The 17,314-nt window shown below is 67.1% G+C and carries 18 protein-coding genes; 5 read left to right on the plus strand and 13 right to left on the minus strand.

Annotated elements, in window-relative coordinates:
• Positions 1 to 104 precede the first annotated feature (104 nt).
• The 5 genes from DFR39_RS18295 to DFR39_RS18315 all read left to right on the plus strand — a co-directional run bounded on the left by DFR39_RS18295 (position 105) and on the right by DFR39_RS18315 (position 5,766).
• Positions 105 to 1,247, plus strand: coding sequence for a hybrid sensor histidine kinase/response regulator (locus tag DFR39_RS18295; RefSeq protein ID WP_133605284.1), 1,143 nt, complete (start codon positions 105 to 107; stop codon positions 1,245 to 1,247).
• A complete protein-coding gene (locus tag DFR39_RS18300; RefSeq protein WP_133605285.1) occupies positions 1,244 to 1,885 on the plus strand; it encodes a response regulator in 642 nt (213 codons plus the stop codon). Before DFR39_RS18295 ends, DFR39_RS18300 begins: the two co-directional genes overlap by 4 nt.
• A 161-nt stretch (positions 1,886 to 2,046) precedes the next feature.
• The gene (locus DFR39_RS18305) at positions 2,047 to 3,258 is read left to right on the plus strand and encodes a sensor domain-containing diguanylate cyclase (protein ID WP_246030889.1); all 1,212 of its coding nucleotides are present in this window, start codon (positions 2,047 to 2,049) and stop codon (positions 3,256 to 3,258) included.
• 19 nt (positions 3,259 to 3,277) lie between these two features.
• Entirely contained in the window at positions 3,278 to 5,227 is a 1,950-nt protein-coding gene (locus tag DFR39_RS18310; protein ID WP_162849582.1) for a TonB-dependent receptor plug domain-containing protein, read from the plus strand.
• The gene (locus DFR39_RS18315) at positions 5,224 to 5,766 is read left to right on the plus strand and encodes a YfiR family protein (RefSeq protein ID WP_246030890.1); all 543 of its coding nucleotides are present in this window, start codon (positions 5,224 to 5,226) and stop codon (positions 5,764 to 5,766) included. Before DFR39_RS18310 ends, DFR39_RS18315 begins: the two co-directional genes overlap by 4 nt.
• A 9-nt stretch (positions 5,767 to 5,775) precedes the next feature.
• Here the strand turns inward: DFR39_RS18315 and fliR are convergent, their stop codons facing one another.
• The 13 genes from fliR to fliF all read right to left on the minus strand — a co-directional run bounded on the left by fliR (position 5,776) and on the right by fliF (position 17,151).
• Entirely contained in the window at positions 5,776 to 6,540 is a 765-nt protein-coding gene (gene fliR / locus DFR39_RS18320; RefSeq protein ID WP_133605287.1) for a flagellar biosynthetic protein FliR, read from the minus strand.
• 45 nt (positions 6,541 to 6,585) lie between these two features.
• A complete protein-coding gene (gene fliQ / locus DFR39_RS18325; RefSeq protein ID WP_133605288.1) occupies positions 6,586 to 6,855 on the minus strand; it encodes a flagellar biosynthesis protein FliQ in 270 nt (89 codons plus the stop codon).
• Positions 6,856 to 6,874: 19 nt separating this feature from the next.
• The gene (gene fliP, locus DFR39_RS18330; RefSeq protein ID WP_133605289.1) at positions 6,875 to 7,633 is read right to left on the minus strand and encodes a flagellar type III secretion system pore protein FliP; all 759 of its coding nucleotides are present in this window, start codon (positions 7,631 to 7,633) and stop codon (positions 6,875 to 6,877) included.
• On the minus strand, positions 7,623 to 7,982 hold the full coding sequence (locus DFR39_RS18335; protein ID WP_133605290.1) for a FliO/MopB family protein: 360 nt from the start codon (positions 7,980 to 7,982) through the stop codon (positions 7,623 to 7,625). Before DFR39_RS18335 ends, fliP begins: the two co-directional genes overlap by 11 nt.
• 101 nt (positions 7,983 to 8,083) lie before the next feature.
• Entirely contained in the window at positions 8,084 to 8,521 is a 438-nt protein-coding gene (fliN, locus tag DFR39_RS18340) for a flagellar motor switch protein FliN (protein ID WP_133605291.1), read from the minus strand.
• Positions 8,511 to 9,515 carry a flagellar motor switch protein FliM gene (gene fliM, locus DFR39_RS18345; RefSeq protein ID WP_133605292.1) on the minus strand — a complete coding sequence of 335 codons (1,005 nt, stop codon included), beginning with the start codon at positions 9,513 to 9,515 and terminating at the stop codon, positions 8,511 to 8,513. Before fliM ends, fliN begins: the two co-directional genes overlap by 11 nt.
• A complete protein-coding gene (locus DFR39_RS18350; RefSeq protein ID WP_133605293.1) occupies positions 9,512 to 10,105 on the minus strand; it encodes a flagellar basal body-associated FliL family protein in 594 nt (197 codons plus the stop codon). The genes fliM and DFR39_RS18350 overlap by 4 nt, the downstream gene beginning before the upstream one ends.
• A 120-nt stretch (positions 10,106 to 10,225) precedes the next feature.
• Positions 10,226 to 11,620, minus strand: coding sequence for a flagellar hook-length control protein FliK (locus DFR39_RS18355; RefSeq protein ID WP_133605294.1), 1,395 nt, complete (start codon positions 11,618 to 11,620; stop codon positions 10,226 to 10,228).
• Positions 11,621 to 11,635: 15 nt separating this feature from the next.
• Complete coding sequence (fliJ, locus tag DFR39_RS18360; protein WP_133605295.1) at positions 11,636 to 12,097, minus strand: flagellar export protein FliJ; 462 nt, start codon at positions 12,095 to 12,097, stop codon at positions 11,636 to 11,638.
• 34 nt (positions 12,098 to 12,131) lie between these two features.
• Entirely contained in the window at positions 12,132 to 13,589 is a 1,458-nt protein-coding gene (gene fliI, locus DFR39_RS18365; protein ID WP_133605296.1) for a flagellar protein export ATPase FliI, read from the minus strand.
• Complete coding sequence (locus tag DFR39_RS18370; protein WP_133605297.1) at positions 13,586 to 14,422, minus strand: FliH/SctL family protein; 837 nt, start codon at positions 14,420 to 14,422, stop codon at positions 13,586 to 13,588. Before DFR39_RS18370 ends, fliI begins: the two co-directional genes overlap by 4 nt.
• 12 nt (positions 14,423 to 14,434) lie before the next feature.
• On the minus strand, positions 14,435 to 15,430 hold the full coding sequence (gene fliG, locus DFR39_RS18375) for a flagellar motor switch protein FliG (protein ID WP_133605298.1): 996 nt from the start codon (positions 15,428 to 15,430) through the stop codon (positions 14,435 to 14,437).
• A gap of 20 nt (positions 15,431 to 15,450) precedes the next feature.
• The gene (fliF, locus tag DFR39_RS18380; RefSeq protein ID WP_133605299.1) at positions 15,451 to 17,151 is read right to left on the minus strand and encodes a flagellar basal-body MS-ring/collar protein FliF; all 1,701 of its coding nucleotides are present in this window, start codon (positions 17,149 to 17,151) and stop codon (positions 15,451 to 15,453) included.
• Positions 17,152 to 17,314 lie beyond the last annotated feature (163 nt).

Genomic DNA, 17,314 nt, shown 5'->3' on the forward strand with positions numbered 1-17,314 from the left:
TTGCAATGTGCCCTGGGACCATTTTGAGGGGCGCGGACGGCGCAGAAAACCTCGGGATTGCGCTTGCCGTGAGGTGTTGCACATTCTTGGCATACTCCGGTGCCATGACGATTTCAAGCGCTGATCGCCGATTGCGCGTACTGCATGTCGAGGATTCGGAGCTCGACCACCAACTGATCCTCGCCCAGCTGCGCCGCGCCGGTTTGAACTTGGATGTGTTGCGGGTGGATACCCTGGCCGAGGTGACCCGCTGTCTGAACGAGCCCTGGGACGCCATCATCTCGGACTACAACCTGCCGGGCTTTTCGGGGCTGGTCGTGTTGGACATGCTCAAGGAGAGTCGGCGCGTCGTGCCCTTCGTGCTGGTCTCCGGAGAGATTGGCGAGGACACGGCCGTGGCGGCCATGCGAACGGGCGCCTCGGACTATCTGCTCAAGAACAATCTGGCCCGCCTGGCGCCCGCGCTGATGCACGCCATCGAAGCCAGTGAAACCCAGCGCGCCCGCCAGGAGTCGGAGCGCGAACTGCTCAAGTCCAAGCAGCGTCTGCACGAGCTGGCGGGTCATCTGCAGACCAGTGTGGAGATGGAGCGCGCGGCCATCGCACGGGAGATCCATGACGATGTGGGCGGCTCGCTGACCGCACTCAAGTTCGATCTGGCTTGGATGGCCCGCCATGCCCAGGATGCGGCCGTGTTGCAGCGCGTGCAGTCGGCGCTGGAGACGGTCAGCAATGCCATCGAGGCCAGCCAGCGCATCATGCACAACCTGCGCCCCGCCATTCTGGAGCAGGGGCTGGTAGCAGCCGTGCAATGGATGAGCATGCGCTTCGAGCGCCGCACCGGCATCATCACCAGCATGCGGACCAGCCATGAACAGATCCAGCTGCCGCCGGGGGTGCCTCTGGTGGCTTACCGGACGGCGCAGGAGGCATTGACCAATGTTTCCAAGCATGCCAACGCCACCAAGGTCGATATCGAACTCAGTGTGGACTCGGGAGTGCTCACCCTGGAGGTCAGCGACAATGGGCAAGGACTGTCCCCCGCCGACCTGGCCAAGGCGCGGTCCTTCGGTATCCGCGGCCTGCATGAGCGCGCAGCCACCGTGGGCGGCTGGGTGGACTTGAGCAGCAACTCGCGAGGCACGAGCCTGATCCTGTCGGTCCCCCTGGAGGCCGGTGGGGCCTTGTTGGATGATGAGGAGGCGTCACACGTGACCCACGATCCTTCTGCCTGGGGCAGCGCATGATTAAAGTGATTCTCTGCGACGACCATGCGCTGATTCGCCGTGGTATTCGCGACACCCTGTCCGATGTGGCCGATATCGAGGTGATCGGGGAGGCTGGCGACTATGGCGAGTTGCGCGCCCTCATGCGGCAGCCGGGCATGGACTGCGATGTGTTGGTCTTGGACATCAATATGCCCGGTCGCAGCGGCCTGGACGTGCTGCATGTGCTCAAGGATGAGGGCGCCAGCACCCGCGTGCTGATCGTCTCCATGTACCCGGAGGACCAGTACGCCATCCGAGCCCTCAAGGCAGGGGCCTTTGGCTATGTGAACAAGGGCGGCGACCCGCAGCTGCTGGTGGCTGCCGTGCGCACCGTGGCCCAGGGGCGCAAGTATGTGACGCCCGAGATCGCGCAGATGCTGGTGGAGAGCCTGACGGCGCCCGCCACCGAGCAGGCCCACCAGAAGCTTTCCGACCGGGAACTGCAGACCCTGGTCATGATTGCCTCGGGCAAGCGTCTGTCCGACATTGCCGAGGAGCTGACCCTGAGCCCCAAGACGGTCAGTGTCTACCGGGCTCGGGTGCTGGAGAAGCTGGGTCTGGCCAACAACTCCGAACTCACGGTGTACGCCATACGCAACGGCCTGGTTCAGGGCTGAAACCCCATCATTCGGGTATCGTGGAGGCTGAGCAGGAGCGGGGTTGCTGCTCCACGATGTGACGCAGTGTCGCCACGATGCGAGTTATGGGCGAAAGCGATTCAGACCGTCATGCTTCTCGGTTGGCGCGAGCCGCGCGCCCGCGCGCCAGCCCGTCCCTGGTGCGCCGCCTCACGACGCTCAATCTGGCGGTCTTGGTTCTGACCCTGCTGCTGACGGTGCTGCTGATTGCCTCACTGACCTGGAAAGCAGCCGTGCAGCGCCAGACCGATGCCGCAGAGCTGGCGGCGGGTCTGCTGGCCAACAACCTGGCCTCCATGGTGGCGTTCAATGATCTGGAGGCCATGCGGGCCGAGCTCGCTGGATTTAGCTTTCGGCCTGACCTTGTCGAGCTGCGGCTGTTGGCGGCCGACGGGCGCGTTCTGGTCGAATGGCAGAGCCCCAAACTGCAGGCACAGACGGGTTTGCTTTCGGCCCCCGAAATTGAGATTCGGGAGACCATCGAGTTCAAGGGCGAAGTGCTGGGCCAGTTGCAGCTCCGGGAGCGCCTGGACATCTTGACGCGCAGCATGCTCTGGCTGAGTCTCACGGCGGGGATCGTGATCCTGCTGGCCAGCTTGGTGGCGGCCGCGGCCTCACGCCTGGTGCAGCGGCGTGCCCTGGCCCCCATTGTGGAGTTGGGGCGCCTGGCCGAGCAGGTGGCTGCACAACAAGACTACGGCCTGCGCGCGCAGGTCCATCGGCTGGATGAGGTGGGCCGCTTGGCGCAGCGTTTCAACGAGATGCTGGCCCGCATCGAGGTCGCGCAGGAGCAGATCAACCAGCGCCTTCGTCTGGAGCAGCAGGCGGGCCAGCAGTTTCAGCAGCTCGCCCATCACGACAGCCTGACCCAGCTGCCCAACCGCCTGTTCTTTCAGGGCGCCATCCGCGAGATGGTGTCGCGTGCGCAAGCGAGCCAGGGTCTGATGGGCCTGATGTTCATCGATCTCGACAATTTCAAACACGTCAATGACAACCATGGCCATGACGCTGGCGACGAGGTGCTGAGGGTGGTGGCGCGGCGCATGTCCGCCGTGCTGCGCCGCGGGGATCTGCTGTGTCGGCTGGGTGGAGACGAGTTTGCACTGCTGCTGCCGGAGCTCCAGCACGTTGCGGTGGCCGAACAGATGGCTCAGCGACTGATCAGTTCGGTTCGCGAGCCGCTGGTGGTGGGCGGCGTGCTGATGCCTGTTGGCGCGACGGTGGGCCTGGCCTTCTTTCCGACGGACGCGCAAGATGCCGATGGGCTCTTGCAAGCGGCCGACGCGGCCATGTACGCGGCCAAGCGTGCCGGCAAGAACTGCTACCGGAGGGTCGCCCATGCGCAGGGCTAGGGTTGGGGCCAGTGGGGTGATGTGGGCACTTCTGTGGGCGCTGTCCGTGGGGCATGCCCATGCCGATGTCGACCCCGATCCCACGGAGCTGAGTCTCGAGCAGCTGCTGCGCAAGGGCTTGGCGGTGGAGCCGCGCGATGTGGTGGTCTCGGCCGCCTCGCGGTTTGCGCAAAGCGCCGAGCAGGCCCCGGGGCTGACCTATGTGCTCGCGGGTGAGGAGATTCGCAGCCGGGGGCTGCGCAATCTGGCGGATGTGCTGCGGCAACTGCCCGGGCTTTACGTCACCAGCGACGGCATCTCGACCTTTGTGGGTGCGCGCGGCCTCGGTCGCCCCGCAGATCTCAATGGGCGGCTGCTCATCTTGCTTGATGGCATGCGCTTGAACGAGAACATCTATGACGCGGCGCCCGTGGCCGAGGACTTCCCGGTGGATATCGAGGCCATTGAGCGCGTGGAGTTTGCGCCCGGCCCCGGCGGTGCGATGTATGGCAGCAATGCTTTCCTGGGGGTGATCAGCATCAGCACGCGTGGTGCCGGCAAGGGGGCTGGCCTGCGTCTGTACGGCAGTGTCGATTCGCAGCGAGGCCATCGCGCGGGCGCGAGTTGGTCGCGCCGCCTGGCTGATGGCGCCGAATACGGACTGGCGCTCAGCGTCTTCGATCGCCGCGATATGTACGTGCCCATCGATGAGCCGGCTTTTCAGACTCCGCTGGCCAGGCAGCTCACCTGGGAGCGCAGCAGCAAGCTCTCGGCCTTCTGGAACCGTGAGGGCTTGCAGCTGCGGCTGGGCATGAGCAGCTACAACCGTGGCTCGCCGCGCGTCATGGGCCGCCAGGCGGAGCCGGAGCTCGGGCAGTCCAATGATGTCAACGACCATGGCTTTGTCCAGCTGGCCTATGAGACGCAGCTCGGCGAAGGCTGGGATGTGGGGTTGCGTTGGTCGGCCCAGGTGATGCGCTATCGCAATGATGTGCCGTTTCGGCTGCAAACCGGTGAGACGGGACACCTGCGCTTTCAGGCGCTCGGGCAGTGGCGCCATGCCGAGTTTCAGCTGGGCCGCCAGCTCGATCGTGAGCATCGCCTGAGTCTGGGCGTCGAGATCCAGGACGACGACAGACAGGACCTGGAGTTCCGCGTCGTGGGCGACACGCCGCTGCAGAGCTATCAGCAGCAGGGGCACCGACTGGGGCTCTATGTTCAGGATGAATGGGCCCTTGCGTCCGGACATCGCTTGGTGCTGGGCCTGCGGGCGGATCGAGGTGATGCAGCCGGTTCGGCGCGCTGGAATCCACGCCTTGCTTGGATCTGGACCGTTTCAGAGCGCTCCAGCCTGAGATGGACCCTGGGCAGTGCCCACCGCGAGCCCAATCTCTATGAGCGCATGGTCAATAGCGCCGTCGAGCAGTCTGAGCCCCGCCCCGAGCGGGTGCGTTCCATGGAAGTCGCCTGGGATCACAGCCTGGCTTCGGGTCTGCGCTACCGGGCCTCGGTCTATGGATCTCAGCTGCGGCGCTTGATTGGCCTGGACGACACAGCTTGGGCTTACATCAATGCCGATCCGGTGCGCAGCGCGGGGCTGGAGTTCGGGCTGGAGCAGCGCTGGCGCAGGGGTGCTCAGCTGGGCATGGCGCTTTCGCTGCAACGCAGCCAGACGCAGTCGGGGGTGCGGCTCAACAATTCGCCACACGCCTTGCTGAAACTGAACTACCGACTTCCCCTGAATGATCGCTGGTCTCTGGCCTGGCAGCTGCACAGCGTCAGTCGCCGATTGGCGCCGGCGCGAGACCTGCCGGGCTATGCGCAGCAGGATTTGCTCCTGCGTTGGCGGATGGAGCCGAGCTGGGGACTGACCCTGGGCCTGCACAATCTCAGCAATGCCCGTGTTCTGGACCAGACCCGCCCCGACTCGTTCGTGACCCGGCAAGCCTCTCGCAGCTTGCGGCTTGGCTTGGAGTGGCAGCTGCCATGAGGCCGGGTCTTGCCATGACGGTCCGTGCCGGCCGCCTGTTCGCCTATGCCTGGCTGACCCTGTTCGCCAGCCTGCCGAGCGCAGGCTGGTCCAACCCTCAGGAGGCGCAACTCAAGGCGGCGTTCATCTACCGCTTTGCCCAGTTCACGGAGTGGCCGCCGCCACCGCTGCAGGAGTTTCACTACTGCATGGTGGGCGAGGGGCCGCTCGCATCGGCCTTGCAGGCCATCAGCAGCAAGTCGCAGGCCGGCGTGCCCGCGGTCTTCCGGCTCATCAAGTCCCCGAGCCAGGCGGAGGCATGCCAACTGCTGGTTCTGGCCGCCGTTGATCGCCTGGACTGGCAGCGGTGGATGCGTGCGCTCAAGGATGAGCCCGTACTGCTGGTGGGGGACTCGCCCGATGCCTTTCGCGCGGGGGCTGTCTTCACGCTGGTGCTCGAAACCAACGGACTGGCCTTTCGCGTCAACAACACCGAGGCCCGACGGCGCGGGCTGGTGCTCAGCTCCCAGGTGCTCAAGCTGGCGCGCGAGGTGCGCTGAACGCCTGGTTCAGCTGAAGGCTTGAAGCAGCCGCTCCAGGGCCATGGCAAAAGGCGTCTGCATCAGCGGCAGGGTGGCCACCATGCCCACCAGGCCCACGCTCACCGTTAGCGGAAAACCGACCGAGAACACATTGATCTGGGGCGCCACCCGGGAGATCACGCCCAGCACCAGATTGACGAACATGAGCATGGTGATCAGGGGCAGGGCGATCCACAGGCCGATGCGGAAGATCTCGGCGCCCCAGGTCTGCGGCTGGGCGGCACGCAGGAAGGCAAAAGGCTCCTGACCGATGGGGAAGGCGTGAAAGCTCTGGATCACGGCCTGTATCAGCAGCAGATGGCCGTTGATCGCGATGAAGAGGAAGGCCACCATGGTGCCGAAGAAGCGTGAACTGGCCGTGCCCTGGCTGCCGGTGGTCGGGTCGAAAAAGCCGGCGTAGTTCAGACCCATCTGCAGACCGATGAGCTCGCCCGCGAACTCCAGCGCCGCAAAGACCAGCCGCACCGCAAAGCCCATGGACAGCCCGATCAGCAGCTGCTGCGCCAGCAGCATGAGCAGCAGGGGCAGATTGTCCAGCGGCACCACGGGCATGGCGGGCAGGGAGGGTTGGGCCGCCAGCGAGATGAAGACCGCCAGGCCCACGCGCACCCGCATGGGCATATTGCGTTGGCTGAAAACGGGCATCCCGGCCAGCAAGGCCAGCACACGGATGGTCGGCCAGAGCAGGGGCGTCAGCCACTCGAGCAGCTGGGCTTCGGTGACGCTGAACATCGTTCTGCGCGACGGTGCTGTCTCAGCGAGCGACGGCGTCCAGGCCTAGCCCACCACCTGGGGAATCGTCTGCAGCGTGCGCTGGATGTATTCCACCAGGGTGGTCATCATCCAGGGGCCGGCCACGGCCAGCACCAGCACGGCGGCGACGATCTTGGGCACGAAGGACAGGGTGGCCTCGTTGATCTGGGTCGCCGCCTGGAACACGCTGACCAGCACGCCAACGGCCAGTACCACCAGCAAGACGGGGGCGGCCACCATCAGCAGCATGTATAGGCCTTGCTGGCCGAAGGTGAAGACTTGTTGCGCGTCCATGGTCTTGTATCTCGTGGCGCTATTGCGCAAAGCTTGCCGCCAGCGAGCCCAGCAGCAGATTCCAGCCGTCAGCGAGCACGAACAGCATCAGCTTGAAGGGCAGGGCCACCAGCACCGGTGACAACATCATCATGCCCAGGCTCATCAGCACGCTGGAGACGATCATGTCTATCACCAGGAAGGGGATGAAGATCAGGAAGGCGATCTGGAAGGCGCTCTTGAGCTCGCTGGTCACAAAGGCCGGCACCAGCACGCGGAAGGGCACGGCCTCGGGCTTGATGTCGCCCTCCAGCTTGGCCAGGCGCGCAAACAGGGCCACATCCGACTGGCGCGTCTGCTTGAGCATGAAGCCGCGCATGGGGGCCTCGGCACGCTTGAGCGCCTCGTCAAAGCCGATCTGGCCCGTCGAGTAGGGCTGCCAGGCCTGCTCGTAGACCTTGTCCAGCGTGGGACTCATCACGAAGAAGGTCAGGAAGAGCGAGAGCCCGATGATCACTTGGTTGGGGGGCGCGGCCTGGGTGCCCAGCGCCTGGCGCATCAGGGACAGCACGATCACGATGCGGGTGAAGCCCGTCATCATCAGCAGCACGGCCGGCAGAAAGCCCAAGGCCGTGAAGAAGAGCAGGGTCTGTATGGGGACCGAGTAGCTGCTGCCACCGGGGCCCTGGCCGATGACCAGGGGCAGGGTGGCCGGCGGCGGGTTGCTCTGCGCCAGGGCCGCTCCCGTGGCCAGCAGCAGACTCAGGACCAGGGCGCGGCGGGCGGTCTCAGGACGCATGGCCATCCTCCTCCTTGCTGCGCAGCTTGTTCTTGAGCAGCTGGGCAAACGGGGGCAGGGCCTGAGCGGTATGGCCGACGGGGGCATCCGCCTGCGGCGGCATCACATGCAGGGTATTGATCTGCTGCGGGCTCACGCCCAGGACCAGCCAGCGCCGGTCGTCGCCCTGACCGACCTCCACGGTCAGCAGGCGCTGGCTGGGCGAAATCTGCAGGGCGGCCACCGTGCGCATCTGGCCCTGGGCGCTCTGCCCGCCCAGCGGTGTGCGCTTGAGCAGCCACAGCAGGGCCGGGATCAGGGCCAGGATGGCGATGAACCAGAGTAGGGGCAGGAGGTTGCTATTGCTCATGGCCCGACCATTGTGGGTCGGGAGCGCAGGCCCCAATCGCCATTGAAAGCGCCCGTTTCGGGCCTTGGTCTGGCTTTCGCCTCGCCGGGGCCGCAGAGGGCTCAGGTCTTGGAGAGGCGGCGCATGCGCTCCGAGGGCGTGACGATGTCGGTCAAGCGGATGCCGAACTTGTCGTTCACCACCACCACCTCGCCCTGGGCGATCAGGTAACCGTTGACCAGCACGTCCATGGGCTCACCCGCCAGCGCATCCAGCTCCACCACCGAACCCTGGGCCAGTTGCAGGATGTTCTTGATCGGAATGCGGGTGCGCCCCAGTTCAACCGTGAGCTGGACCGGGATGTCCAGGATCATGTTGATGTCGCTACCGGGGGCATTTACCGGCGTGGGGCTGAAGCTGGCGAAGCTGGCCGGAGCCACCTGCTCCGGCGCCGGCTGCACCTCCTCGGCCACATCGGAGCCCTTGGCCTCGGCCAGTGCGGCGGCCCATTCGGCCGCCATTGCGTCCTGTTCTTCTTGGGATGGGGTGTCAGGTGACATCGCGGGCTCCCAGCCAGCCCGAATCCGGACTGGTCAGCATCTTGTCAATCTTGAGGGCGTACTTGCCATTCGAGGTGCCGTAATTGCAATCGAACACCGGCACGCCGTCCACTTTGGCCTTGATCATGGGGTCCAGATCCAGCTCAATGAAGTCGCCCGGCTTGAAGGCCAGCAATTGCTCCACGGTTGCTGGAGCCGTGGCCAGCTCGGCCACCAGCTCGACCTCGGCGGCCTGGATCTGATGCTTGAGCAGATTGACCCAGCGCCGGTCGGGTTCGGAGGAGTCGCCCACCGTGGTGGAGTAGAGCACGTCCCGTATTGGCTCCAGGGTGGAGTAGGGAATGCAGAAATACACAGTGCCGCTGGTTTCGCCAATCTCCAGCGTGAAGCTGGTGGAGACCACGATCTCGCTGGGCGTGGCGATGGTGGCGAACTGCGGCTGCATCTCCGAGCGCTGGTAGTCCAGCTCCAGCGGGTAGATGCCGGTCCAGGCCTTGCGGTACTCGGCCGTGATCACTTCCACCAGGCGCAGGATCACGCGCTGCTCAGTGGCGGAGAAGTCGCGGCCTTCAATGCGGGCGTGGAACTTGCCGATGCCGCCAAACAGGGAGTCGATCACCGCGAACACCAGGGTGGGGTCGCAGACGATCAGGCCCGAGCCGCGCAGCGGGCGCACCGAGACGATGTTGAAGTTGGTGGGCACCACAATCTCGCGCAGGAAGGCGCTGTACTTCTGCACCTTGATGCCGCCGATTGCGACCTCGGGACTCTTGCGGATGAAGTTGAAGAGGCCCACGCGAATATTGCGGGCAAAACGCTCGTTGATGATTTCCATCGTGGGCATGCGCCCACGCACGATGCGTTCCTGGCTCGCCAGGTTGTAGTCGCGTATGCCGCCAACCTGCTCCTCCTCGGCCTCGAGCTTCTGGCTCTCGCCGGTGATGCCTTGGAGCAGGGCATCGACTTCGTCTTGCGAAAGAATCTGCTGGTTCATTGCACGATGAAGCTGGAGAACAGCACATTGGTGACGGGGTTGTAGACCGGCGCGCGACGCTTCTTCTTTTTCTTCTTGGGCTCTTCGCCGCTCGCTTCCTCGTCCTCGTCCTCGATCTCAATGCCCAGGGGACGCACCGACTCGCGCATGATCTCGCGCGCCAGCTTTTCCTTGCCCTCGCGCGAGAGCAGCTCGGCCGAGGTCTTGTAGGACAGGGTCATCAGGATATTGCTGCGTATGGCCGGCATATAGGCCTTGAGCTGGTCGGCAAACTTGGGGTCGGCCACTTCCAGGGTCACGCCCACCTGGGCGAAACGATCCACGTCCTTGTCGGCCAGATTGACCGTGAAGGGCTCCAGGGGCACGAAGACCGGCGGTGTGCCGGGCTTGGGCGGCGCCGGGGCGGGCACATGGGCAGCGGCCTGTGCCTCCTCCTCACCTTCACCCTCGGCGGCAGGCTTCTTCTTGAGCAGCAGCACGGCCGCAACCCCGCCCACCACCAGCACCAGCACGAGGGCGACGATGATGATGATGAGCTTTTTCTTGCCCCCTCCGGCGGGGGCAGCCTCGGGGGCGGCAGCGGTGGCCATGAAGACTCCTTGATCAGAGGCAGAGGAGCCCAGCCAGGCTCATCCGCTCATGCATTCCCATTATTCGCAAGCGAGGCTCGAAGCATGCATCAAAAAGCCGCCCCAAAGCATCGATGTTCATCAAGCGTAAAGATCCACCACGCCGCGCGCACGTGCGGGCGGCCTGGGTGTGCTGCTGCCGAGCGGGCTGCCGGCTTCGAGCGTCTCGGCGCCGCCGCCTTCTCGTGAGCGGCCGCTGCGGCTGCCTTCACCCTGCTGGGATGAGGCGCCCTCGCGCTCACGTTGCTGCTGGAAGACGCCGCCGCCACTGAGCGTCAGGCCGTTGTCGCGCAGCGCACTGGCCAGTTCGGGCAGGCTGCGTTCCAGAACCGCACGGGTCTCGGACTGGTCGCTCATAAAGGATATTTGGGCCTGCTGGCCGTCCACCACGATCTGGATCTGCACCGGGCCCATCTCGGCCGGATTCAGATGCAGTTCGGCGCGCTGCACGCCCTCGCTGGTCAGCACGCTCAGGCGGGCGGCCATCTCGGGTGCAAATTCCGGGCTGTGCAGCGGCGGGCTCAGGCTCAGCACGGCAGGCGGCCGGTCGGCGGCCTCGCTGCTGCCGGTGCTGGGCTGAAGCCCCTGAAGACCTTGCAAGGCCTCGAAGGGCAGGGGCTGAGCCTGCTCCAGCTTGGCCGCGAAACTCGAACGCCCGCCCTCAGCCATGCCGGCCGCCAGCGGTATCGTCCCCTGTTCCTGATCCAGACCTGCCGTGCCCAGCGGGGTATCCGCCGATGCGGCGGCCGCCAGCTCGGGCGAGGAGGGCTGGCCGGCCTTGTCCAGGCCTTCAAGCCCGGTGCTCAGGCCTGCACTGCGGCGCGTGCCGGGCTCGACCGGCGCTGCACTGTCGGTGGCCGAGCCCTCCTGGCCCGTCCCCAGCACCGAGGCGTCCTGCCATGCAGGGTCGAGCGCGCTGGCGCCGCCCGATCCCACAGGCGCGGGCGCCGGGTTCAGGTTCTGGCCGGTGGCGGCCAGCATGGCGGCCATTGCCCCATCCGGGCCGGGGCCAGAGGTATGGGCCAGCTCGCGATCTTCGGCGGCGGGCTCGCTGGCGTCACCCGCGCTGCGCGAGCCCGGCTCGGCAGCGCTGTCCCTCTGGTTTCTGGCGCGGGCGCGCTGCTCTGTGTCGTGGGCGCCCTGAGCGGTCTTGCTGCTGCCCGTGTTTGCACCCTGTGGCTTGCGACCGGCCGGCTCGCTGCTGCGGGACGCAGCGCGGGACTCCGCCGGCTTGCTCTCGGGCTCGCGAGATTCGGCGGGGCGGGGTGCGGGGCTGGGCCGGGAGGCCACCGGGGCCGGGGCGGGAGCGGGGGCTGCACCCAGCTTGGGCGCGCTCACGGCGCTGGCCGCCTGCTCGCGCAGCAGGGCGGCGAAACTCGAGCCCGAGGCCTGGCTGGCGGGGGGGGGGCTGAAGCCCGGCACGTGGCGCGGTGCGCCGCCCAGGCCGGAGATCGTGGCATTGGCAAGCGGATTCATCAGCGGCTCCCGGGCTCAGGCGCTCAGGCGCACAAAGGGGTTCATCTGCGAGAGCGCGGCACGTGCGGCCTGCTCATCGGTGAGCTTCTGCTCGCGGCGCTGGGCGCTGCGGCGCAGCTCGCCCTGGCGGCGCTCGATCAGCTTGCGCACCGAGGCCACGCGCAGCTCCAGATCGCGCAGCACCTCGCGGGCGCGCTCCACGCGCTGCTCGGCGAACTGGCTGATGGCACCTTGCTGGCTGATGGCCTGGTCCAGGCGCTGGCCGAAGCTCTGATAGTGGCCCACGATGTCGATTGTGGTGCGCTGCGCAAACTGGCGGGTCCAGCGCTGCTCGTACTCGCTGCGGTACTGGCCCAGCTGCTCGGCCTGGGTGCGGGCCGCCGCGGCCTGCTGCTGCAGCTCCTGAAGCTTGGCCAGGGCGTCGTCGCGCTCGGCCTCGGCGCGCTCCAGCAGGATGTTGAGGGCTTGGGTGCTCATGGCGGACTCTCCGTCTTACGCTTATCGGCCGTTTTCAGTGCGGGTTAACCACAGCCTTGAGCTGGCCGACGCTGTCGTCCAGGCCGGCAGGGCTGTGCATGTCCTGCTGAAGCAGGCGGATCATGTCGGGGTGCAGGCGCACGGCGAGGTCGAGCTCGTGGTCGTGGCCGCTCTGGTAGGCACCGAGCTGGATCAGGTCGCGCGCCTTGTTGTACTTGGCCAGCAGCTGGCGGAAGCGGCGCGCCGCCTCCAGATGGGTCTGGGGCGCCACATTGCTCATCACGCGCGAGATCGAGCGCTCGATGTCGATGGCGGGGTAGTGGCCGGCCTCGGCCAGCTCGCGCGAGAGCACGATATGGCCGTCCAGGATGCCGCGGGCGGCGTCGGCGATCGGGTCCTGCTGGTCGTCGCCCTCGCTCAGCACGGTGTAGAAGGCGGTGATCGAGCCCTCGCCGGCCAGGCCGTTGCCGCTGCGCTCGACCAGCTGGGGCAGCTTGGCGAAGCAGCTGGGCGGATAGCCCTTGGTGGCCGGCGGCTCGCCGATGGCCAGGGCGATCTCGCGCTGGGCCATGGCATAGCGGGTGAGCGAGTCCATCAGCAGCAGCACATGCAGGCCCTGATCGCGGAAATGCTCGGCAATCGCGGTGGAGTAGGTCGCGCCCTGCATGCGCACCAGGGGCGGGGCGTCGGCCGGCGCGGCCACCACCACGGAGCGGGCCAGACCCTCCTCGCCCAGGATGTCCTCGATGAATTCCTTGACCTCGCGGCCGCGCTCGCCGATCAGGCCCACCACGATCACATCGGCCTGGGTGTAGCGGGCCATCATGCCCAGCAGCACCGACTTGCCCACGCCGGTGCCGGCGAACAGGCCCAGGCGCTGGCCACGACCTACGGTGAGCATGGCGTTGATGGAGCGCACGCCGGTGTCCAGCGGGGTGCGCACCGGATCGCGGTCCATGGCGTTGATGGGGCGGCGGATCATGGGCTCGTCATGCACCAGGTCCAGCGGGCCGCGACGGTCCAGGGGGTGGCCGTGGGGGTCGACCACGCGGCCCAGCAGGCCCACGCCCATGGGCAGGTGCAGGCCGCGGTCTTCGTCGCGGCGCCAGGGGTGCTGGGGCTTGCCCAGCTGAGGCGCCTGCGGCGGTGTGAAGCGCGGCAGCACCAGGGCGCCGCTGGACAGGCCCTGCACCTCGTCGGTGGGCATCAGGAAGGCGCGGTCGCCCGAGAAACCCACGACCTCGGCCTTGACGGGGGCGCTGCCGCGGCGCGAGCTGCCACCTTGACGCGGGGCATGGATCTCGCAGACCGAGCCCACCGGCACCTTGACCCCGGTGGCCTCCAGCACCAGGCCCGCCACGCGCACCAGCTTGCCCTGAGGTTCCAGCGGCACGGGTGTGGCGGCAAAGGCCTGCAGATCGTCCAGATAGCGCGTCCAGCGCTCCTGACGGCCAGCGGAGAGCGGGGCGGCGGGGCTGAAGGTGTTGCTCATGCTCCGCGAGCCTCCTCGGTGCCAGCGTCGGCGCCGCCAGCCGCAGCCTCGCCGGCGCGGCGGTCTTCCCACAGGGAATGCTGGCCCATGGCGGCGCTGATCTGCAGCCAGCGTGCGGCCAGGGTGGCGTCCACGCTGCCGATATCGGACTCGACCCGGCAGCCACCGCGGGCCACGTCGGCATCGGGGATGACCTGTGCCTCGCGGGCCCGCATTTCCTCGCCGGCACCGTCCATCACCAGAGGCAGGTCCTCGGGGTTGACGCGCACACGCACATGGCGGGCCGAGAGCTGCAGGGCCTCGACCGCATCATGCGCCACCCGTGCGATCAGCTCGGGGCGCTGGCTCAGCTCGCTGCGCACCACCTGGCGGGCCAGCTCGGTGGCCATGCTGGCCAGGGCCTGGGCCATCTGCTCCTCAAGCTCGCGGAACTCGGCATCAAAGCTGCCGACCAGCTGGCCGATCTGGGCGCTCATCTGCTGGGCAAAGCTCTTCTTGAAGGCGTCCAGCGCGGCCATGCCATCGCGGTAGCCGTCCTGATAGCCGCTCTGGCGGGCTTCGTGCAGCAACTCCTCCAGCTGGGGCTGGGGCTCCGGCTCGGGCATGGGGGCGGGTTCGGGCGCGGGGGCGGGAGCTGTTGATGCGGCGGCGGGCGGCGTGGCAAAGATGGGCGGACGCCGCGCCTCGGGGCCGCCTTCCAGGGTGCTGGGCATCCAGGCGGAGAATCCCGAGAGCTCCTCGCGGGGAATGATGCGGCTGTAGGCGCCACGGCGCTCCTCCCCCGAGCGGCGCTCGGGCGGCGGAACCTGACGTGGGGGCTGGCGTGGGGGCATGGGGACTCAGCCTCAGACGAACTGGTCGTCGCCGCCGCCGGCCAGCACGATGGTGCCCTCGTCCACCAGGCGGCGCACGATCTTGAGCATTTCCTTCTGCTCGGACTCCACCTCGGACAGGCGCACCGGACCGCGCGAGTCCAGGTCCTCGCGCAGGGTCTCGGCCGCGCGGCTGGACATATTGCGGAACACCTTCTCCCGCAGCTCGGTGCTGGCGCCCTTGAGGGCCACGACCAGGGACTCGCTCTGCACCTCCTTGAGCACGGCCTGGATGCCGCGGTCGTCGATCTTCTCCAGATCGTCGAAGGTGAACATGTTGTCCATGATCTTCTGGGCCAGGTCGGTGTCGGCCTCGCGGATGTAGTCCAGCACCGAGGCCTCGACCGAGGAGCCCATCATGTTGATGATCTCGGCCGCGGTCTTCACGCCGCCCAGATTCGACTTCTTCATGCGCTCGCCACCGGCCAGCACCTGGCTCATGACCTCGTTGAGGTCCTTCAGCGCCATGGGCTGGATGCCGTCCAGCGTGGCGATGCGGATCAGCACCTCGTTGCGCTGGCGCTCGGTGAAGACCTTGAGCACGGAGGCGGTCTGGTCGAAGTCCAGATGGGCCAGGATGGCGGCGATGATCTGGGGGTGCTCGTTGCGCAGCAGCTCGGCCACCGAGGCGGCGTCCATCCACTTCAGGCTCTCGATGCTGGAGACATCGCCGCCTTGCAGGATGCGGTCCAGCAGCAGATTGGCCTTGTCGTCGCCCAGGGCCTTGCGCAGCACATTGCGCACGTATTCGTCGGTGTCGTTGACCAGCATGCTCTGGGTCTCGGCCACCGCATCGAAGCGGGTCAGCACCGATTCCACGCGGTCGCGCGGGATCACCTTGAGCTTGGCAATGGTTTCGCCCAGGCGCTGAACCTCCTTGGGTTGCAGATGCTTGAAGACCTCGGAGGCCTCCTCCTCGCCCAGCGACATCAGCAGGATGGCCGCGTCTTCTACGCCTTGATCGTCCATGGTCTGTGCTCCCTAGGGCCTCAGGCGGTTTCTTCGCCGTGGATCCAGCTGCGCATGATGTTGGCCACCGCCACCGGGTTTTCGCGGGCCAGCAGCCGGGCACGCTCCAGCTTGTCGTTGGAGACCGGAGCCTCCAGGGCGGGCAGGCCGCCGGGCAGCTCGTTGGCGTCGTCCACCACGGCGTCCAGCTGCGCGCCGGCTTCGGCGCCGGCCGCGGCCGCGGGCTCGGGCTCGGGCGGGCGGGCCGCACGGATGGCCGGGCGCACCAGGCCGAACACCGCAATCAGTGCCACCAGCACCAGGGCCAGGGGCACGGCGGCGGAGCGCAGCAGCTCCAGCAGCCAGGGCTGCTGCCACAGCGGTACGTCCACCTCGCTGGGCTTCTCCAGCACGAAGGGCGCGGACACCACCTTGATGGAGTCGCCGCGTTCCTGGCTGTAGCCCAGGGCCTCGCGCACCAGCTCGTTGAGCTTGTTCAGTTCCTCGGCGGAGACCGGCTGGCTCGTGGTCTTGCCCTTTGCATCGGTGACGCTGCGGTGGTTGACCACCACGGCCGCATTCAGGCGCCGCACCGTACCCACCGCGTTGCGGGTCACGCGCACGGTCTTGTCCAGCTCGTAATTGGTGACGTTCTCGCGGCGGGTGCTTTGCTGGCCGCCGGCCGTGCCTTGCGCGGGCTGCAGGGCCTGGGCCTGGCCGTTGATGGGGGCCGTGGCCGGCACGGGCGGCTGGTTGGTGGCGGCGCCAGGCACGCCGGTGGGCAGCTGCGGGTTGGCGTTGATCGCTTCCTGGCTCTGCTGGCTGCGCACCGAGGCCTGGGCATTGGCGCCCTGGTTGGGCTTGTATTCCTCGGCGGTGGATTCGACCTGGGAGAAGTCCAGGTCGGCGGTCACGGTGGCGCGCAGATTGTCGCGGCCGACCACGGGCTCCAGCAGCTCGTAGATGCGCTTGTGCAGATTGGCCTCGATCTGCTGCTTGTACTGCAGCTGCTGGCTGTCCAGGCCGTTCTGGTTCTCGTGATTGTTGGAGAGCAGGGCGCCGGTGCTGTCCAGCACCGACACGGCCTTGGGGCTGAGCTCGGGCACCGAGGCCGAGACCAGATGCACGATGCCGGCGACCTGGGCGCGATCCAGGGTGCGGCCGCCGCGCAGGGTCAGCATGACCGAGGCGCTGGGCTTTTGCTGCTCGCGGAAGAAGCCGTTCTGCTGGGGCATGGCCAGGTGCACGCGGGCGTCCTGCACATCGGCCATGGCGGTGATGGTGCGGGTCAGCTCGCCCTCCAGCGCGCGCTGGAAGTTCAGGCGTTCATTGAACTGGGTCTGGCCGATGGAGGTCTTGTCCATGAGCTCGAAGCCCACGGTGCTGCCCTTGGGCAGGCCGGCCGAGGCCAGCTTCATGCGCACGTCGTAGACCTGGGCGGCCGGAACCAGAATGGTGCCGCCCGGCTCGTGGCGGTAGGGCACGTTCATCTGGGCCAGCTGGGCGATCACGGCTCCGCCGTCCTTGTCGGACAGGCCGGTGAAGACCGGGCGATAGTCGCCCTGGGAGGAGTAGAGGGTGATGGCCAGCACCGCTGCGGCCAAGGTGGCCAGACCCAGACCCAGGCCCAGCTTGCTGCGCATGGGCAGGGCGGCCAGGCGCGCGGCGAAGCCGGCCGGTTGGGCGGCTTGAACCGGTTCCACCAGGGCGGTGGCTGCGGGAGTGGCGAGGGCGTTGTCCATGGGGCCGGTGTTTTTTGTGCGGTTTCACACGGGAGAGCGCAGGGCTTGCCCGTTGGCCCTCATTATTCGGAAAGCCCCCCTCAAGAAAGCCGGGAACAGGCCGATGAACCGAGTGCAGTTCCCCCCATTGGCGCGCGCATCTGTGCTTAGGATTCAGTCCAAG

Origin of the sequence: Roseateles asaccharophilus, from assembly GCF_004362405.1 — a bacterium.
Classification (GTDB): Bacteria; Pseudomonadota; Gammaproteobacteria; order Burkholderiales; family Burkholderiaceae_C; genus Kinneretia; species Kinneretia asaccharophila.